This window comes from Leucobacter sp. wl10, from assembly GCF_003569785.1.
Classification (GTDB): Bacteria; Actinomycetota; Actinomycetes; order Actinomycetales; family Microbacteriaceae; genus Leucobacter.
On record NZ_KZ983988.1, the window covers coordinates 101247 to 119797 of the forward strand.

16 protein-coding genes are annotated in these 18551 nt (G+C 69.9%); 8 read left to right on the forward strand and 8 right to left on the reverse strand.

Annotated features, from left to right (window positions below):
* Positions 1-47: 47 nt before the first annotated feature.
* Positions 48-1187: a UDP-galactopyranose mutase gene (gene glf, locus D1J51_RS02725; RefSeq protein ID WP_205547671.1), complete on the reverse strand. Its 1140-nt coding sequence runs from the start codon at positions 1185-1187 to the stop codon at positions 48-50.
* Between the two features lie 328 nt (positions 1188-1515).
* Between glf and D1J51_RS02730 the strand changes: the two genes are divergently transcribed.
* Complete coding sequence (locus D1J51_RS02730) at positions 1516-2454, forward strand: META domain-containing protein (RefSeq protein WP_162903633.1); 939 nt, start codon at positions 1516-1518, stop codon at positions 2452-2454.
* Positions 2455-2478: 24 nt separating this feature from the next.
* Here D1J51_RS02730 and D1J51_RS02735 read toward each other — a convergent pair whose 3' ends face one another.
* Positions 2479-3432: a Gfo/Idh/MocA family protein gene (locus D1J51_RS02735; protein ID WP_119073645.1), complete on the reverse strand. Its 954-nt coding sequence runs from the start codon at positions 3430-3432 to the stop codon at positions 2479-2481.
* 1786 nt (positions 3433-5218) lie between these two features.
* Positions 5219-5404: a hypothetical protein gene (locus D1J51_RS02740; RefSeq protein WP_119073646.1), complete on the reverse strand. Its 186-nt coding sequence runs from the start codon at positions 5402-5404 to the stop codon at positions 5219-5221.
* A gap of 203 nt (positions 5405-5607) precedes the next feature.
* On the opposite strand from D1J51_RS02740, the gene D1J51_RS02745 reads away from it, so the two are divergent.
* Entirely contained in the window at positions 5608-6510 is a 903-nt protein-coding gene (locus D1J51_RS02745; RefSeq protein WP_119073647.1) for an LpxD N-terminal domain-containing protein, read from the forward strand.
* A gap of 20 nt (positions 6511-6530) precedes the next feature.
* Here D1J51_RS02745 and D1J51_RS02750 read toward each other — a convergent pair whose 3' ends face one another.
* From D1J51_RS02750 to D1J51_RS02765, 4 genes are all read right to left on the reverse strand, one after another.
* Positions 6531-7205 (reverse strand): GCN5 family acetyltransferase, encoded by a 675-nt coding sequence (locus D1J51_RS02750; protein ID WP_119073648.1) that lies wholly within the window; start codon positions 7203-7205, stop codon positions 6531-6533.
* An 82-nt stretch (positions 7206-7287) separates the two neighbouring features.
* Positions 7288-8304, reverse strand: a complete 1017-nt coding sequence (locus D1J51_RS02755) for a 3-oxoacyl-ACP synthase III family protein (RefSeq protein ID WP_119073649.1) — start codon at positions 8302-8304, stop codon at positions 7288-7290.
* Positions 8305-8320: 16 nt separating this feature from the next.
* Positions 8321-9106 carry an SDR family NAD(P)-dependent oxidoreductase gene (locus D1J51_RS02760; RefSeq protein ID WP_240422818.1) on the reverse strand — a complete coding sequence of 262 codons (786 nt, stop codon included), beginning with the start codon at positions 9104-9106 and terminating at the stop codon, positions 8321-8323.
* A complete protein-coding gene (locus tag D1J51_RS02765; protein WP_119073650.1) occupies positions 9103-9321 on the reverse strand; it encodes an acyl carrier protein in 219 nt (72 codons plus the stop codon). Before D1J51_RS02765 ends, D1J51_RS02760 begins: the two co-directional genes overlap by 4 nt.
* Before the next feature lie 143 nt (positions 9322-9464).
* On the opposite strand from D1J51_RS02765, the gene D1J51_RS02770 reads away from it, so the two are divergent.
* From D1J51_RS02770 to D1J51_RS02795, 6 genes are all read left to right on the forward strand, one after another.
* On the forward strand, positions 9465-10667 hold the full coding sequence (locus D1J51_RS02770; RefSeq protein ID WP_162903634.1) for a glycosyltransferase: 1203 nt from the start codon (positions 9465-9467) through the stop codon (positions 10665-10667).
* A complete protein-coding gene (locus D1J51_RS02775) occupies positions 10651-11823 on the forward strand; it encodes a glycosyltransferase (RefSeq protein WP_119073652.1) in 1173 nt (390 codons plus the stop codon). Before D1J51_RS02770 ends, D1J51_RS02775 begins: the two co-directional genes overlap by 17 nt.
* 4 nt (positions 11824-11827) lie before the next feature.
* Positions 11828-13003 (forward strand): glycosyltransferase, encoded by a 1176-nt coding sequence (locus D1J51_RS02780; protein ID WP_119073653.1) that lies wholly within the window; start codon positions 11828-11830, stop codon positions 13001-13003.
* Positions 13000-14217 carry a glycosyltransferase gene (locus tag D1J51_RS02785; protein WP_119073654.1) on the forward strand — a complete coding sequence of 406 codons (1218 nt, stop codon included), beginning with the start codon at positions 13000-13002 and terminating at the stop codon, positions 14215-14217. Before D1J51_RS02780 ends, D1J51_RS02785 begins: the two co-directional genes overlap by 4 nt.
* Positions 14218-14301: 84 nt before the next feature.
* On the forward strand, positions 14302-15381 hold the full coding sequence (locus D1J51_RS02790; RefSeq protein ID WP_119073655.1) for a glycosyltransferase family A protein: 1080 nt from the start codon (positions 14302-14304) through the stop codon (positions 15379-15381).
* Between the two features lie 46 nt (positions 15382-15427).
* Positions 15428-16513, forward strand: coding sequence for a glycosyltransferase (locus tag D1J51_RS02795; protein ID WP_119073656.1), 1086 nt, complete (start codon positions 15428-15430; stop codon positions 16511-16513).
* Between the two features lie 236 nt (positions 16514-16749).
* Here the strand turns inward: D1J51_RS02795 and D1J51_RS02800 are convergent, their stop codons facing one another.
* Entirely contained in the window at positions 16750-18543 is a 1794-nt protein-coding gene (locus D1J51_RS02800) for an ABC transporter ATP-binding protein (RefSeq protein ID WP_119073657.1), read from the reverse strand.
* Positions 18544-18551 lie beyond the last annotated feature (8 nt).

An 18551-nucleotide genomic window follows, 5' to 3' on the forward strand; every position in this document is an offset into this window, starting at 1 on the left:
TGCGCACCGTTCACGCCGCGGACACCGGCGCCGGGCCGGTGGCCGGGCTAGAGCAGTTCGGCGAGCCTGTTGTTGTACATGGTGAGCGCCGAGCCGATGGCCATGTGCATGTCGAGGTACTGGTAAGTGCCCAGGCGCCCCCCGAACAGCACGCGGTCCTCGGCGCCCGCCAGCTCGCGGTAGGCGAGGAGCCGAGCGCGGTCCTCGGGGGTGTTGACCGGGTAGTAGGGCTCGTCGTCGCGGCTCGCGAAGCGGGAGTACTCGCGCATGATGACGGTCTTGTCGGCCGGGTATTCGCGCTCGGGGTGGAAGTGGCGGAACTCGTGGATGCGGGTGTAGGGCACGTCGGATCCGGCGTAGTTCATCACGCTGGTGCCCTGGAAATCGCCGGTGGGCAGCACCTCGGTTTCGAAGTCGAGGGTGCGCCAGGCGAGTTCGCCCTCGGCGTAGTCGAAGTAGCGATCCACGGGGCCGGTGTAGACGACGGGCGCGGTGCCGACGACCGCCCGCTTGTTGAGCGGCTGCGACTCGTCGAAGAAGTCGGTCTCGAGGCGCACCTCGATGTTCGGGTGGTCGGCCATGCGCTCCAGCCACGCCGTGTACCCGTTCACGGGCAGCCCCTCATAGGTGTCGTTGAAGTACCGGTTGTCGTAGGTGTAACGCACGGGCAGGCGCGAGATGACCTCGGCGGGCAATTCGGTGGTGGGCGTCTGCCACTGCTTCGCGGTGTAGTCGCGGATGAACGCCTCGTAGAGCGGGCGCCCGATCAGCGAGATGCCCTTCTCCTCGAGGTTCTTCGCCTGCTTCGTGTCGAACTCCTCGGCCTGCTTCGCGATCAGGGCCCGCGCCTCGTCGGGCCCGTGGGCGGCGCGGAAGAACTGGTTGATGGTGCCCAGGTTGATGGGCAGGGGGTACACCTCGCCCCGATAGTTGGAGTACACCCTGTGCTGGTAGCCCGTGAACTCGGTGAAGCGGTTCACGTACTCCCACACGGTCTCGTTCGAGGTGTGGAACAGGTGCGCGCCGTAGCGGTGCACCTCGATCCCCGTCTCGGGCTCGGCCTCCGAGTACGCGTTCCCACCGATGTGCGAACGACGATCGATCACGACCACCCGCTTGCCCGCGCTCGCTGCGCGTTCCGCGACGGTGAGACCGAAGAAACCCGACCCGACGACGAGAAGATCCATGCGCACCAGCTTAGCCTCGCGACGGGCCGTGAGACGGCCGCGCAGGGTCGGTGTTGAAGCGCACCGGCCACGATGCCCGCGCCGGCCGCGATCCGCGTGCGCGATCCGCGTGCGCGATCCGCGTGCGCGTTTCGGGCGCTTCGTCTCGCGGCGAGCGGCCGAAACGCGCACACGGATCGTGCGGCGCGGCGCGCCGTCGGGCCCGAGGGCCGGTTGCCGCCGGAGGGACGGCCGCAGATCGTCGCCGATGGCGCCGCCAAACCTCTCGCTAACCGGCGGGAGCCTAGACTTCGAATCACATCACCGCTCGGTCGCAGGGAGGCCGCCGATGTCCGCTTTCACCCACACGCTCGGGGTCGTCGGCGCGGGCGTGCTCGCGTTCGGCGCCGTGCTCGCCGCCTCCCAGCTCACAACGCCCCTCGCCGAGACCGGGGAGCAGCGCCCTCCCGCGGTCGGTGCCCCGGAAGGCGGCGCCGAGTCGCCGGCCGGGGGCTCACAGAATCCGTCGACGGCGCGCGTCGATCCATCCTCCCTCCCGCTCGAGGAGGCGGTCCTCGGCCGTTGGCGCGCACCCGAGCCCGCCAATCAGGATGCCTTCATCGAGCTGACGGAGTACGGACTCTGGATCGCCTCCGACGGCTGTAACAGCTCCGAGGGCACCTGGCAGGTCGACGCCGACGGCGCGCTCACCGTCGGCGGGGCCGGAGCCATGACCCAGGTCGGCTGCGACAACGAGCCGCTCCCCGAGGCGATGCGGTCGGCGCGGTCGGTCGAGCTCGACAACGAGGGGCGGCTGATCCTGACCGACGAGACCGGTGTCGAGACCGTTCTGGAGCGCAGACGGGAGACGGGCATCTCGTTGGCGGGTCGCTGGATCGGCCCCGCCTCCGCCACCGCATCGAGCATCGTGGACTTCTCAGATGACGGGGCGTGGCGCGCAACGGTCGGCTGCCACGAGTTCTTCGGCACCTGGACGCTCGAGCGCAACGGCGACAACTGGGTCGAGCCGCCGCCGGGCGGCGAGGGCGTCACGAGGTTCAGCACCGCGCCCGGACTGCTCAGCATCGGCCCGGCCCCGTCTGAACCGACTCCCGAGTGCTTGAGCGAGTCGGCCGGCACGCTGGCCCTCGACTACGACACCCGGTACTGGTTCGGCTTCTCCTCGCCGACTTCCTTCGCGATCGCCCCGGTCGACACCGCTGCGCTGCCCGAGCGGTATATCACCTTCTTCCGCACGGAGCCGGGTCGGCAGCCGTACTCTCCCTGAGCGGCCCCGCGATCGGCCGGGCGCTCAGCCCTGTGCGAGTGCGGCCGCGATGATGCGGTGCGCGGGGAGGATGCTGCGGCGCTCCTCGTCGGCGTCGACGCGCCCCCCGACGAGGTCGACGAAGTGCTCGAACTGAGCCGCGAGCGGCTCGAGGCCCGAGACCTCCGGCACCTCCATCTCCGTCATCTGCCGGAAGCCGACCTTGTCGCCCGTGCTCTCGATGTTCGTGTGGCGGTACTTCGTCACGCCGCGCAGCAGCAGGTCGACTTCCACCATGGAGTCGAGCGACTGCACCGTCACGCGGCGCACCTTGCGCTGACCGATGCGGCTCGCGGAGGCCGAGGCGATCCCGCCTCCGGGGAAGCGCAGCGTCATGTCGATGACGTCTTCGGCGCCCGCCACCGATTCCGGGTGGAAGAAGCCGAGCTCGGAGCTCACCGAATCGGGCGTGACCGATCCGTACATGCGCGAGACGAGGTCGGCGTCGTGCACCAGCATGTCCCACGCGACGCCCGTCTTGATGCGCGACCAGTACGGCGAGTGCCGTTCGGCGCGCACGTAGACCGGTTCTTCGATGAGCGACTGCGCCGCGAGCACGCCGGCGTTGAAGCGCTCCAGGAACCCGCACTGCACCGGCACTCCCGCGCGCTCCGCCGCCTGGAGGATCTCCTCGGTCTGCTCGAGCGATGGACACACCGGCTTCTCGATGAGCACCGGGAGGCCCGCGTCGAGCACCTGCTTCGCGATGCCATAGTGGTACTCGGTCGAGGCCGCGACCACCACCGCGTCGGCGCGCTTCAGTGCCTCCTCGGCCTCCGGGTACCACTCGCCGCCGTACTGCTCGGTCGCCGCACGGCCGCTGGCCTCGAACGGGTCGACGATGCCGGCCAGCTCGGCGCGGGCCGAGGAAGAGATGATGCGCGCGTGGTTGCGCCCCATCGCGCCGGCTCCGAAGAGGACGATGTTCGGGTTTGCCATGCTTGCTCCTCACCACACTGACGACGCGCCCAACCGGGCGGGATCGACGCGGACCCCACTAGTCTATGAGTTTCCACCGGGGAAGCCGCCGAGCACGCGCTACAGTCGTGGCATGACTGCAGCTCTCACCGGCCAGTCCCTCGCGCGAGCGCTGCCCAGCAACCGACGTCGTTCCGAAGAATCCTCTTCCCCGCAACAAAGGAGCAGGGTCTGACGTATTCAACGACTCGGAACGGCAAGAACCGTCGTCCCCGCCTCTGCGACCGGAGTACCGCATTCAGCGAACTCGGCAGCCGCCCTGATGCGCGGTTCCCGCTTACTCATCGATATAGACGCACTCCTGATTTGCACACGGGTCTTTCAACGATGGAGACACTTCGTCCCAACCCGGTGGGAAATCCCAAGGACCAATCGTTCGCTGGCCAGTACCTCCGCCGGGCGCCGGCGTCTCAACTGGAGCAATGCTGGGGACGGGGAGGTCAACATCCTCGCGGCCTGTTTGAAACCGCCCAGCCGACGCTACTGCCGCACCGCCGACGCCGACGACAACCACCGCAACCGCCACCCCGCAAAGAACCCATTTGCGCATCGTCTACCTCCGCCCACACGGCCCCCATGTCACCATACTCGCAGGCACTGGCTTACTCCTCAACGAAAACGCAGTCCTTCTTCGAACAGATGTCTTCAAGCCCGTCAGGGAATTCGGCGCCCGCCCCCTTCGAGGGTCCGACCGACATGAGACCGGGGCCCGGCCGGTCGGCAGGAACATCCAGGGTCAACCCCGGTTCGGCGCCTCGGCCATACGGAGAAGAGAAGACATTCATCCACGCCCCCACTGGCTGAGCAGCGTGTCTATCGGAATGTAAACCGCACCGATACGTATACCACTTATAGAGATCGATCCCACGTGCATACCAACGGCCTTCACCCCTGCACTTGTCGCTTGCCAGACCGGCCCTCCGGAGTCACCGCCCGAAGACCAGTAGTTCGTAACAAAAGCTCGAACACCCTTCCAGCTGGTGGTTCCCGTGATGCGACCCTCAGTCCAGCCGGTAGTCTTGCCCATCTTTCCCACAAGTACGCCCGAGTACTGAGAGGAAGTAGGCATGGTGCCGGTGACACGCCCCGTTCCTCCTGGTCCAGGACGAGCACCGGTTCTCGGGTCGACAACGATCTGGTATGGGATGACATTGCTGTAGTACGAGAAAAACATTGAGTCACCGTTTGGGCTGGACTTCTTAGCGGCTATGGTGCCGAACGCTGAACCAGTGCCGTACACAGTACTTCCAACACCACCCCCACAATGCGCCGCGGAGAGAATGAACCAGCCTGAGTAGCCGCTAACGATCCAGGAGGCGGTGCAAGAACCCGGATTGTAGCCAGGCGAGTTGAAGTAGATAGGATCCCCGACAAGGTAGCCGTATGTGGCACGAGCGCCCTTCGCGGAACCCGCGTCCTCAGAGGGTTCCTGCGCGAAGACATCCCCTGCTTGAGAGTGATACTCCTGGCCAGTCCCATTGGCCACCGCAGGAGCGCCTGATGTTGCCATCAACACCAGTCCTGCCACTACGCCTATCAATCTAAGTCTTTTTTAAGCATTTGTTCTTTCCTTTGAGAATTTTGCACATGTATTAAACATATGTAATGGTATGCATACACCTCTCAATTTACATACTTAAAAAATTATTAACAAGTTATGTCTCGTCAAGATTCATATTCTTTACTTTAGGGTCTTAATAGTTTTCATGTGCAATCCATCTGCTAATCGTGACTACCAGTTCTGGCACTATTGGAAGATTCCGATCACGCCTGCACAGAACAGAGAAGACCGCTCGGAAACGAACCGGTAGAGCTGGTAATCCAGCTCTGTGTGGGTGAACGCCGCGATCGACCGGATCGCCGACGCGCCGATGAGCCTCATCGGCAAGATCGCGGCGAGGCGCCCCGGGGAGCCCGCGCCGAGGAGCTCCATCCCGGCCAGGGCCTTCTGACGACAAGCCGGTGCGAATGTTCATCGCCCTGTCAATCACTCGGGGCACGGCATCGCCTGGGGCCGCGCGCTCGAGAGACTCGACCCAGGCACCACTTTGATAACGCGACCGCACGGATCGACGCGAACTCCCCCAGTCTATGAGTTTCCACCGGGGAAGCCGCCGAGCGCGCTACAGTCGTGGCATGACTGCCCTCACCGCTCAGACCATCGCCTCCGATTTCTCCGCACGGCTGATCGGCGAGGACCTGCCGGTCTCCGGGCCCGCGCCGCTCGCCGACGCCGGCTCCGGCGCCGTCACCTTCGTCGGCGACACCGGCAAGTACGCGGCCGACTTCGCGCGGGCGATGGCGAGCGGCGCGGTCGTGCTCGCCCCGCTCGGCACCGAGCTTCCCGGGGGCGCCGCCGGCGCCCTGATCCTCGTCGAGAATCCGCGAGCGGCCTTCGGACAGACCGTCGCCCGCCATTTCGCCCCCCGCTCCGAACCGGGCATCGCCGAGACGGCGCGGATCCACCCCACGGCGCGCGTGCACGAGACCGCGCACGTCGGCGAGTACACGGTGGTGCGCGCGGGCGCCGTCCTCGAGGCGCACGCCGAGGTGCGGGACCACGTGGTCATCGGGCACAACGTGGTCGTCGGCGAGCACGCGCTCGTGAAGAGCCAGGCCGTCATCGGCGAGGAGGGATTCGGAATCGAGAAGGACGCCGACGGCAACAACTTCCACGTGCCGCACATCGGATCCGTGCGCCTCGGCGCGCACACCGAGGTCGGCAACTTCACCACGGTCTGCTCGGGGACGATCGCCCCCACCACGATCGGCGACTACACCAAGATCGACGATCACGTGCACATCGCGCACAACTGCCGCATCGGCAGGAACGTCATCGTGACGGCGTGCGCCGAGATCTCGGGCAGCGTCGTGATCGAGGACGACGTCTGGATCGGGCCCAACGCATCGGTGATCCAGGGGCTCACGCTCGGCAGGGACTCTCTGCTGGGGATCGGGGCGGTCGCGGTGAAGTCGATCCCGGAGAACGAGGTGCGGGTGGGCAATCCGGCGAAGCGCCTCGGCGACAATAAGAGATGACGGCCGGGCCCGCCGAGGCTTCAGTAGTTCTCGGCGGGAACCTTCTCGAACCACCAGAACGGGTGGGTGAGCACCTGCATCAGCGGCTCCCTGCCCACCCACAGCCCGAAGTGCCCCTCGCGCCACCGGCCGCTCGAATCGCTGAGGTACTTCATATCGGGCATCATGAAGCGCGTCTCGTAGGCGTGATAGGCGACCGAGTCGCTCCACCGCTCCAGCAGCCCGTTCGCGAACTCCATTCCTCCCATGCGCGCGGGCTCGTGGGAGCTGAATCCGCCGAGCGGGCGCCCTACGGCGGCCTCGAACACCGCGCGCTGACGATCGGCCCACTCGAGGTCGTCGCCGCCGAGCCATCCGCACACACCCCCCTCCAGGTGAAGCTGGACCTCATGGCCCAGCTGCTCCATCTCCTGCACGATGCGCAGCGACGGCAGGCTGAGCAGGTTGTACCCCTGAGCGTGCACGCGCAGGAAGAAGGTCGCAGTGCAGCCGGCCTCGGCGTCGATGCGCGCCACCCGCGCGGCCTGCTCGATGGTGTTGTCGATGTCGTGCCGCAGGATCATGTGCCGCTCCCGCGGCTCGGCGAGATACCGCTCGAAGCTCGTCACCGCGTAGCCCGCCTCCCGGTAGGCGCGCAGCGTATCGGCGTAGGAACGAAGCGAGTAGTCGTGGGTCTCGAAGCTCTGCACCTTCATCGGCCCTGCACTTTCGGGGTAGGGGACATCATGTCGTTCATCGATCGGATCCTCCCGCGCCGGAGCCTCCCCGGCGCGGGCCTCACCACTCGAGGACGAGGCCGCCCCAGGAGAGGCCGACGCCGAAGCCGAGCAGCATCACCCGCATTCCCCGCCGGAGCACCCCCTCGCGCTGGGCCTCGGTGAGCGCGATCGGAATCGTCGATGAGACCGTGTTGCCCGTCTCGGCGAGCGACACGAAGAACCTCTCCCGGGGCACCTTCAGCTTCTTGCGCAGGTGCTCGAGCATGAAGGCGTTGGCCTGGTGAAAGACGAACAGGTCGACGTCGTCGAGTTGCAGGCCCTCCCGCTCGAGAATCCGAGCGACCGAGTGGGGCACCACCCGCAGCGTGAAGTTGAAGATCTCGGGCCCGTCCATGAACAGGTCGTAGCCGTTGCTCGAGATGCCGCGCTCGGAGGCCGCGGACTTCGGCTCGAGGTCGGTACCGGGCCGCAGCCCGCCGTTCGGCACCACGAGGTGCCTGGCCCCCGAACCGTCGGTGCCGTACAACGGGGCGCCGATCCCGCGGCCCGCGGCACCCTCATCCTGCTCGGCGACGAGCGTCGCCGCCGCACCGTCGCCGAAGATGGTGCGCACGCTCTTGTCGGCCGGGTTCACGAACTTGGTGTAGGTGTCCGAGGTGATCACCAGCACGCGCAACGCCTGACCGGACTCGATGAGACCCTTCGCCTGGCCGAGCGCGTAGATGTATCCCGAGCAGCCCAGGTTGAGATCGACGGCCCCCGCGTCGATGCGCAGGCCGAGCCCCTCGTGCACGATGCACGCCGTCGTCGGCAGAAAGTAGTCGGGGCTCTGCGTGCACACGATGAGGTAGTCGATCGAGTGCGCCTCGATGCCGTGCTCCTCGAGCAGGCGGTTTCCGGCGGCGATCGCGAGGTCCGACGTGAATTCGTCCTCGGCCGCGACGCGGCGGCGGTGCACCCCCGTCTTGGCGGCGATCTTCTCGACCGACCACTCGGGGAACTCGGCGGAGAGCTCCTCGTTCGAAAGCACTCGCTCGGGCAGGTGATAGCCGACAGCGACGACACGTACGGTCATGCCTCAGACTCTACACTTAGTTTGCGGTGTATCCGCCATCCACTACCAGCGTGGTACCGGTGACCCACCTCGCAGCGGGCGACAGCAGGTAGAGCGCGGCGTTCGCCACGTCCTCGGGCGAGCCGACGCCCAGCGGGTGAGCGGCTTCGATGGCCTCCCATCCGGCCTGCCCCACGGTGCGCCGCAGTCGTGCTGTGAGCGGCGTCTCGACGATGCCGGCCGCGATACTGTTCACGCGCACGCCCTCGGGCGCCAGCTCGAGCGCGAGCGAGCGCGCGAGCGACGACACCGCGGCCTTCGACGCCGCGTACACGCTCACCCCGGGCTCGCCGACCAGGCCCGCGGCCGACGACATGAGCACCACGCTCGCACGCTCGGCCCGCACCTTCGGGCTGCGGAACGCCTTGACGAGCAGCACGCTGCTCGTCACGTTCGCGCTGAGCAGTGTGTTCACGTGCTTCGCGGTGATGGCGCGCAGCGGGGCGGCCGCGTGCTCTCCCGCGGCGTGCAGCATGCCGTCGAGCGGACCCATCTCGCCGACGATGCCGGCGAAAAGCTCACCGTGGCCCGCGTGCTCGGCCAGGTCGGCGGCGAAGGCGCGGTGCCCCTCCCCGTCGAGCATCGAGGCCGTCTCACCAAGCGCATCCGCGCGGCGCGCGACCAGCGCCACGCGCGCGCCCTCGCGGCTCGCGGCGACCGCGGCAGCCCGGCCGATCCCCGACGAGGCGCCGGTGATCAGCAGCGCACGTCCGGCGAGGCCCAGGAAGTCCCGGTCCTCCGCGTCAGCCGCCGAGGGGATCACCGCGCGGCGGTCACGAGCGCGAGCAGATCGTCGACCGTCTCCGCCTTGGCGAGCTCGTCAGCGTCGATCTCGGCGCCGAGGCGCTCGTCGATCTCGGCGATGAAGGAGAGGTTGGCGAGAGAGTCCCACCCCTGCTCCTCGAGGCTCTTCGTTTCCGAGGCTTCATCGACTTCGAGAATCTCGGCGACCAGCTGCAACAGCGACTGCTTATCCATGCCCGCATCCTATCCCAGCGCCGTCGGGGCCACCGGACGGCAGCCGGGGTCCGGGCGTTCCCCGCAGAGTAAGATGACCGCATGGAAACGACCGGACGAACGGGTGCTCGCCCGCTGTGAATCGCAACGCCTACCCGTCCTGGATGAACGCCCTGATCGACCGGATCGCGGACGCGCCGATGAGCCCGATCGGCCGGATCGCGGCCAGGCGCCTCGGCAGGTCGGCCCCGCGGGGCTCGATCCCGACCACCGCCTTCGACGACAGGCCGATCCGGGTGCTCATCGCGCCCGTCAACTACTCGGGCCAGGGCATCGTCTGGGCGCGCGCGCTCGAGGCGCTCGATCCCGGTATCTCGGCCCGCAACATGGCGATGGAGGTGCCGGGCGGCTTCTCCTTCGACGCCGACCTCCTCGTACCCGTCGGCACCTATCACAACGACCCCGACTGGCAGCGGCGGCAGTTCGCGGCTGCGGCGAGCGCGACGCACGTGCTCATCGAGGCCGAGGAGCCGCCGTTCGGCCGCCTCATGGGCCGCTCGGTCGCCGCGCAGGCCCGCGCGCTGCAGGAGCGGGGGGTGAACGTCGCGTTCCTCGCCCACGGCACCGACATCCGGCTGCCCTCGCGTCACATCGCCGGGAACCCTCTCTCCTACTACGACGACCCCGCGGTGTACCTGCCGCGGGCCGAGCAGCTCGCGGCGCGCAACATCGCGCTCGTCACCGGCAGCGGAAGGCCCGCGTTCGTCTCGACCCCCGACCTGCTCGTCGATCTGCCCGGCGCTCGGTGGTGTCCCGTCGCCGTGGATCCGGAGCGCTGGGCGGCGCAGGATCGCATCGAGCGCGCGCCCGGCGCACCGCTGCGGGTGGTGCACGCGCCCTCCGTCGCGGCGTACAAGGGCACGGACATGATCCTGCCGACGCTCGAACGGCTGCGCGACGAGGGTCTCATCGAGTTCCGGCTCGTGCGCGGCGTGCCCTCGCGCGACATGCCCGCGGTGTTCGCCGAGGCCGACGTGATGCTCGACCAGTTCCGCGCCGGCTCGTACGGCGTCGCCGCGTGCGAGGCGCTCGCCGCTGGCTGCCTCGCCGTGGGGCAGGTCTCGCCCCAGGTGCGATCCGCGGTGCGCGAGGAGACGGGTCGCGAGCTCCCCGTCCTCGAGGCCGACCCCGACTCGCTCGAGACGCTGCTGCGCGGCCTCGCAACCGCGCAGGACCTCACCCCCGCACGCGCGAGGGGCGTCGAGTTCGTGCGCGCGGTGCACGACGGGCGGCTCGCGGCCCGAGCGCTCCGCGATCACTGGATCGCCCCCGATCGAAAGGACCCCGCCGGTGCACCCCGCAGCTGAACGCGTCTGGAAGCTCGTCCCGAAGTTCGCGCAGGACGCGATCGCCTCGGGTGTGGACCGAGCGCGCGGGGTCACCCCGCCCGCACCGCCCGCGCCCGACATGACGAAGCCCATCCGCCTCATGATCGGCCCTGTGAACTACGCGGGCCAGGGATACCGCTGGGCCCGCGCGGTCGAGCAGACGGGGCGGGTGTCTGCGAAGAACTACGTGCACGAGGCCAACAACCCGCTGCAGTACGCAGCCGACTACACGGTCACCTGGCGCACGGCGGAGCACTCCCGCTCGTGGCAGCGCGCGATGTACGAGACCCTCGCCCGCGACTACACGCACGCGCTCATCGAAGCGTGCTACCCGATCCTCGGAGGCAGGTTCGAGGGAGACATGTACCGGCAGATCGAGCTGCTGCAGGCGGCGGGGCTCGAGGTCGGCTTCATCGGGCACGGCACCGACGTGCGGTTGCCCTCGACGCACGCGGCGAGCGAGGAGTGGTCGTTCTTCCGCGACGACGAGTGGGTGGATCCGGGTCTCGTCGAGCCGGTGGTGGCGAAGAACCTCAAACTGATCGCCGACACGGGCCTGCCGACGTTCGTGTCGACGCCCGGCCTGCTGCTCGACCTGCCGCAGGCGCACCTGCTCGGCGTGATGATCGACGTCGAGAAGTGGGCGAACGACCGGCCGCTCCTCGCGCGCGACCGCATCAAGGTGGTGCACGCACCCACCAACCCCATCACCAAGGGCACCGGCTATGTGACCCCGGTGGTGCAGCGCCTCGAGCGGGAGGGGCTCATCGAGTACGTCGAGCTGAAGGGGATCCCGAACGACCAGATGCCGGCCGTGTTCGCCGACGCCGACGTGGTGCTCGACCAGTTCAGGGTGGGCGACTACGGCGTGGCGGCGTGCGAGACCATGGCCTCCGGCCGCGTGGTGCTGGCGCACGTGAGCGACCAGGTGCGGGGCGAGGTCGAGCGGCGCGCAGGGCTGCCGCTGCCGATCCCCGAGACCAACGCCGAGAACCTGGAGGACGTGCTGCGCGACATCGCCCTGCGCCGCGACCACTACCGGGCGATCGCCGCGCAGGGGCCCGAGTTCGTGCGGCGCCTGCACAGCGGCGACTTCTCGCGCGAGGTGCTCATGCGCGAGTTCCTGGAGGCGTAGCCCCTTGCGCATCACGATCGTCTCACGCATCTACCGCCCCGAGCCCGCGGCCGCCTCCTTCTTCCTCGGCGGGGTGGCCGACGCGCTGCTCGAGGCGGGGCACGAGGTCGACGTGCTCACGGCACGGCCCCTCCCCGGCCAGGGCGAGGGATCGCGGGGCGAGCGGATCAGCACGTTCCCGGTGCTGCGCGACCGCAGCGGGTACGTGCGCGGCTACCTGCAGTACCTCAGCTTCGACCTGCCGCTCGCGTTCAGGCTGCTGTTCGCACGACGGCCGGCCGCCGTGCTCGTCGAGCCCCCGCCCACGACGGGCGCGGTGGTGCGCGTCGTCTGCGCGATCCGGCGCATCCCCTACGTCTACGACGCCGCCGACGTCTGGTCGGACGCGGCGGGGCAGGCGACCAGCTCGGGGCTCGTGGTCCGGGTGCTGCGCGCCCTCGAGCGGTTCGCGATGCGGGGGGCCGCCTCGATGGTGACGATCTCGCAGGGGGTGGTGGACCGCGCGCGCTCCCTCGGCGTGCGCACGCCGATGGTGGTGACCGGTTTCGGCGCCGACACGTCGGTGTTCCACTACTCCGAGGCAGAGATCGAGCCGGTCTTCATCTACGCCGGCACCTTCACGGGGCTGCACGGCGCCGACATTCTCGTCGACGCCTTCGCCCGATTCTCCGAGACGCACCCCGGGTACCGCCTGCGCTTCGTCGGCAACAGCACCGAGCAGGAGCCGATGCGGATGAGGGCGGAGGCGCTCGGGATCGGGGACTCTGTCGAGTTCGCCGATCCGGTGCCCGCGGAGCAGCTGCGCCCCCAGCTCGCCTCGGCTATCGCGAGCCTCGCGACGCTGCGGCCGGGCGGAGGCTACGAGTACGCCTTCACCTCGAAGGCGTACTCGTCGCTCGCGACGGGATGCCCCGTGATCTTCGCGGGCCCCGGACCCACCGGCCCGTTCATGGAGCGGTCGGCGCTCGAGGCACCCGTCGGCACGGCCGTCGACTACGACGCCGAGGCCATAGCGGCCGCGATGGGCGATGCGGCGGACCGGCCCCTCGGCGCCGAGCTGCGGCGCGACCTCGCCGAGTGGGCGGCCCGGCGCCACTCGATGCGCGCCGTCACTCGGCGGGTCGCCGAGACCGTCGTCGCGGCCGCCGCGGAGCGACAGCGGCGGAGGCCGGCGTCATGAGCGGCCTCCTCTCCCGACTCGCCGGCTGGGCGGTCAAGCACCGCTCGCGCATGCCGCGCTGGACGCAGCGCCTCATGGAGTCGGCGGCCCGAGACCCGGACGGCCTCGTCGGCCGTCTCGCCGGCCGACTGCTCGGCGGAGGGAGGGCGCCCGTCACCGAGGTACCCGAGACCGCGATCCGGGTGTACATCGCCCCCACCAACTATGCGGGCCAGGGACGGCTCTGGGCCGGCGCACTTGAGCGGGCCGATTCCCGGATCGGCGCCCGCAACATGGCGGTGGAGCTGCCGGGCGGCTTCGCGTTTCCCGCCGATACCCTCGTGCCCATCGCCGCGGTGAACGCGTCGGAGGAGTGGGCGAACGCCGAGTGGGAGGCCGCGCGGCGCTTCACTCACGTGCTCGTCGAAGCCGAGCGCCCGATGTTCGGCAAGCGCTTCGGGCGCGACCTCGAGACGGAGGTGCTGGCGCTCGAGCGGGCCGGGGTCTCCGTGGCCTTCCTGTGCCACGGCACCGACGTGCGCGATCCCGACCGTCACATCGGGCTCACGCCCTGGTCGCCGTACACCGAGGATCCGCGCACCGACGTGCTGCGCGGGGACGCGCGCGAGAACCTCGCCCTGCTCGAGCGGCTGCGGCGCCCCACGTTCATCTCGACCCCCGATCTCGCAGCCGACGTGCCGTGGGCGCACTGGTGCCCCGTGGTGGTCGACGCAGAGCGGTTCGCGACCGCCGCGCCGGTGCTTCCGCGCGAGCGGGCGCGGGTCATCCACGCGTCGAGCAACGCCCTGCAGAAGGGCAGCGACCGCATCGAGCCGGCGCTCGCGCCCCTCATCGACTCGGGCGCCATCGACTACGCGCTCATCACCGGCACCCCATCGGCCGAGATGCCCGGCGTCTTCGCGGGCGCCGACATCGTGCTCGACCAGTTCCGGCTCGGCTCGTACGGCGTCGCGGCCTGCGAGGCCATGGCGGCCGGCCGCATCGTCGTGGGGCACGTGCTCCCGTTCGTCCGCGAGCGGGTGGAGCGGGAGTTCGGCCTGCCGCTCCCCATCGTCGAGGCCACGCCCGAAACGCTTCGCGACGTGCTCGAGGGTCTCGTCGCGTACCCCGAGCAGGCGCGCGCGCGCGCAGCGGCCGGCCCCGGGTTCGTGCGCACCGTGCACTCCGGCGAGGCGAGCGCGCGGGCGCTGCTCGGCCGCTGGATCGACGTCTGAGCCGGAGCGCTCGGGCGGGCTCGGGCGACCACGGAGGCGAATGCGTACGGCGGACCCCGCCCCGCCCACCGGTACCATCGAGGCATGAGCGAGTACGCCGTCGACGTGATCATCCCGGTGCACGCCGCGACGCGGCCCGTGGAGCGGGCCGTCGCATCGGTGCTCGACGGCACGTCGGCGCGCGTGCGCGTGCTCGTCGTCGCGCACAACACCGAGGTCGCCGGCATCCGATCGGCGCTCGGCCGCTTCGCCGAGCATCCCGCGGTCGAGGTGCTTGAACTGCAGGACGGAATCCCCTCTCCCGCCGGGCCGCGCAACCTCGGGATCGAGCGGGCGACCGCCCCCTACTTCGCCTTCCTCGACTCCGACGACACCCTCCGGTCAGGGGCCCTCGACTCGTGGCTGACGCTCGCCGCAGACGCGGAGGCCGACGCGGTGCTCGCCCGCATCGAGCACGGTGCGGAGGGGGTTGCGGATCCGCTCCCGCCGACGCGCCCCGGCCGCACGCGCGACCTCGACGCCGTGAAGGACCGCCTCGTCTATCGCAGTGCGCCGCTCGGACTGCTCTCCCGCACACGCCTCGGCGCGCTCCGTTTCACCCCCGGCCTGCGCTCGGGCGAGGATCTCGAGCTCACCGCCCGCATCTGCTTCAGCGGCGCCTCGATCGCCTACGATCGCGGCGGTCCCGCCTACCTCGTCGGCGACGACGCCGCCGACCGGGTGACCGCCGAGCGCCGCAGCCTCGAAGACGACTTCGCCTTCCTCGACGCCATCGCCGGCAGCGACTGGTTCGAGCGGCTGACCCGCCGCGAGCGACGCGTGCTCGGCGTCAAGGTGCTGCGCCTGCACTTCTTCGACGCGGTGCTGGCGCGGCTGCACGACGACGGCTCGCCGAACGGCGGCGGCCTCGCGCACCACGTCACGGACCTTCGGGACCTCGTGGACCGCGTCGAGCGCATGGCGCCCGGCTCGCTCGCGCTGCTGTCGCGCAGGGATCGATCCGCGATCGACGCGGCCACCGCTCCCGACGCCGACGCGGATCGGGTGATGGCGCTGCTCGAGGCCCGCTGGCTGGGCGGGCTCGACGCGATCCTGACCCGCAACCCGCTGCTCTCGCTGCACCGCCAGGGGCCGCGCCGCACCATGCGCGACATGGTCGCGTGACTCGCGCCGGCCGATCCGCTCCCTCGCGCCGCGATAGCATCGAACCATGACCGAGCCGCTCGTCGACCTCACCATCGCGGTCCACTCCGAGACGCGGCCCATCGCGAGAGCCGCGGCCTCAGTGCTCGACCACACCGAGGCGCCCGTGCGCGTCAACGTGGTGGCCCACAACATCGATCCCGAGATCATCCGCCGCAACCTGGGCGCGCACGCCGACGATCCCCGGCTGCGACTGCTCGAACTGCAGGACGGCATCCGCTCCCCCGCCGGGCCCATGAACCACGGCTTCGCGAACTCGACCGCGCCCTTCATCTCGGTGATGGGTTCCGACGACGAGCTCGCGCCGGGGGCGATCGACTCCTGGCTCGCGCTGCAGGCCGCCACCGGGGCCGAGGCCGTTCTAGCACGCATCCAGCTGGCCGACGGCAAGACCGATCCCTACCCCCCTGTGCGGTGGGGACGGCGCACGCGCCGGCTCGATCCGCGCCGCGACCGCCTCGCCTACCGCAGTGCGCCGCTCGGGCTCATCGACCGCCGCCGCTTCGGCGAGCTCCGCCTGACCGCGGGGCTGCCCTCGGGCGAAGATCTGGCCTACTCGCTCACGGTCTGGTTCACGGGGCGCGACCTCGCCTACGACCTCCGCGGACCGGCGTACGTGATCAACGCCGACGCCGGCGACCGGGTCACCTTCGCTCCCCGCCCCGTGGCCCAGGACTTCGCGTTTCTCGACGAGATCGAGGCCGCACCGTGGTTCGCGACGGCCGGCCTCGCCGAGCGCACGGCGATCGTGCTCAAGCTGATCCGCATCCACGTGTTCGACGCGATCCTCGCCCGCACCCGCAACGCCGAGGACCTGGCCGCCAACCGCGACGAACTGCTCGCCCTGCTGCAGCGCTTCGAGCGGCTCGCGCCGGGCGCGGACCGGCTGCTCTCGCGCGCCGACCACGCCGTGTTCGACGCGCTGCGCAACCTCGCGAGCACCCCCGCCTCGATCGCGAGCGCGCTCGACGCCCGCCACGCCTACCTGTCGCCGGCGTCGCTGCTCACGCGCAACCCGCTCCAGGCGCTGCGCGCGCAGGCTCCGTTCCGCACGCTCTTCGCGGGGTACCGCATCATGCGGCGCACGTACTGAGCGGCGCGGGATGCGCGGCGCCCGGCCTCGCCTCGCCTCGCCTCGCCCCGCCCAGCCTCGCCGCCCCCAGCCCCGCCCAGCGGCACAGATTCATCTTCAAGCACGTGTTTTCCCGGATCCGATGTGCTTGAAGGTGAATCTGTGCCGCTGGGTAAAACGGTGCTCGAGGGGAAGCGTCGCCCCGAGGCCGGGTGCGGGGATGCCCGGGGAGCGGCGGCGCGGCACACCGCCGCCCCCTACCGCACGTAGTCGGCGAGGCCCGCGAGGGCGACCTGCTCGCCGAAGGCGGGGTGCCGCCGCGCCACCTCGGCGAAGGTGCCGTGCGCCACGATCACGCCGTCGTCGAGGTAGCACAGCCGGTCGTAGTCCTTGATGGTCGAGAGGCGGTGCGCCACCGAGATGAGGGTCACCTCGCCCTGCAGCGCCTTGATGGACCTCGTCACCTCGTCCTCGGTCTTCGTGTCGAGCGAGCTGGTCGCCTCGTCGAGCACGAGCACGAGCGGATCGGTGTAGAGCGCGCGGGCGATCCCGAGCCGCTGCTGCTGCCCGCCCGAGAGGGAGACGCCCCGCTCCCCGATGCGCTCGTCGATGCCGCCGGCCCGCGACGCGATGAGCGAGCCCAGCTGCGCCCGCTCGAGCGCGTGCATCACGCGGTCGCGGTCGATCTCGTCGGCCCAGGTGAGCGCGACGTTCTGGGCGATGGTGCCGTCGAAAAGGGCCACCCGCTGCGGCACGTAGCCCACGCGCCCGCGCCACTGCCGCAGCACGGACCGCAGGGGCTCCCCGTCGAGCGAGATCTCGCCCGAGGAGGGCTGGCTGAGGCCGAGCAGCAGGTCGATGAGCGTCGACTTGCCCGCGCCGGACGGCCCGACGATGCCGACCGAGCTGCCGAGCGGGATGTCGAGCGACATGCCCCGGATCACGTCCTCGTCGGCGCCCGGGTAGCGGAATCGCACGTCGTCGAGACGCAGGCGGCGGGGGTTCTCGGCGAGCTCGGCCGTGTCGGCAGGGGTCTGCGAGGTCTGGATGTCGCGCTCCGAGGTGATGAGGTCGCCGACCACGTCGCGCGCGCCGGGGATGCTCGCGGTCGCCTGCACGATGCCGCCCTGCATGCCGGTCAGGGCCGGGATCAGCCGGAACCCCGTGGCGGCGAACAGCGCGACCGACGCGAGCGCCGACTGCATGCTCCCCTGCCAGGCCGAGAAGCCGCCGATGAGCACGATGCCGCCGAGCAGCGCGGCCTCGTAGGCGAAGCCGGGCAGCACCCCCAGAAACGACCCGTTCGCCCGGGCCCGCGTGCTGTGACGTCGATTGGCGGTGACGAGGTCGGCGACCTCGCCGAGACGGTTGCGCAGGCTGAGCTCCTTGAGCGCCTCGATCATCTCGGTCATGAGGTTGGCCACGCGGTAGCTGTAGTCGAGGTTGACCTGGCCGGCCTCGAGCGCTCGCTTCGTGACGACGAAGTGCACGAGCAGCATGACGAGCGAGAGGTACACGAACGCGATGACCGAGGTCTGGGGATCGGCTGCCACGAGCACGCCCAGCACCAGCACGAAGGTGAAGAACGCCGAGGGCACCCGCGTGAGCGGCAGCACGAAGCCGGCCATGGTGTTGGCGATGCCGGCGTCGGCGATCCTCGTGATCTCCGCCACCGAGCGCTTCGACCGCTCCTCCCAGCTGGAGTTGATGTAGGCGCGGAAGAGCCGGTCGCCGATCTCGAGCTCGTACTTGGCGAAGCGCCGCGTGGCGAACCACTGCAGCACCACGTTGAGCACCGACTTCAGCATCATGAGCGCGAGCGCGATGAGCACGAGCACCGGCGCGGCCTCGGCCGGCACCTCGCCCACCAGAGGCACCGAGATCGGCTGGCTCTCGATCGCGCGCGGGAGGGTGAGCGCGAGCAGCGACATGCCGAGCGCGTCGAGCCCCGCGATCAGGCTCGTCACCACGACGTAGCCGACGAAGTAGCGCTGCGCGCCTTTCGGGAGGAGCGGCAGCAGCTGCAGGAGGACCCGCCAGATCTCTTTCATGCGCGGGG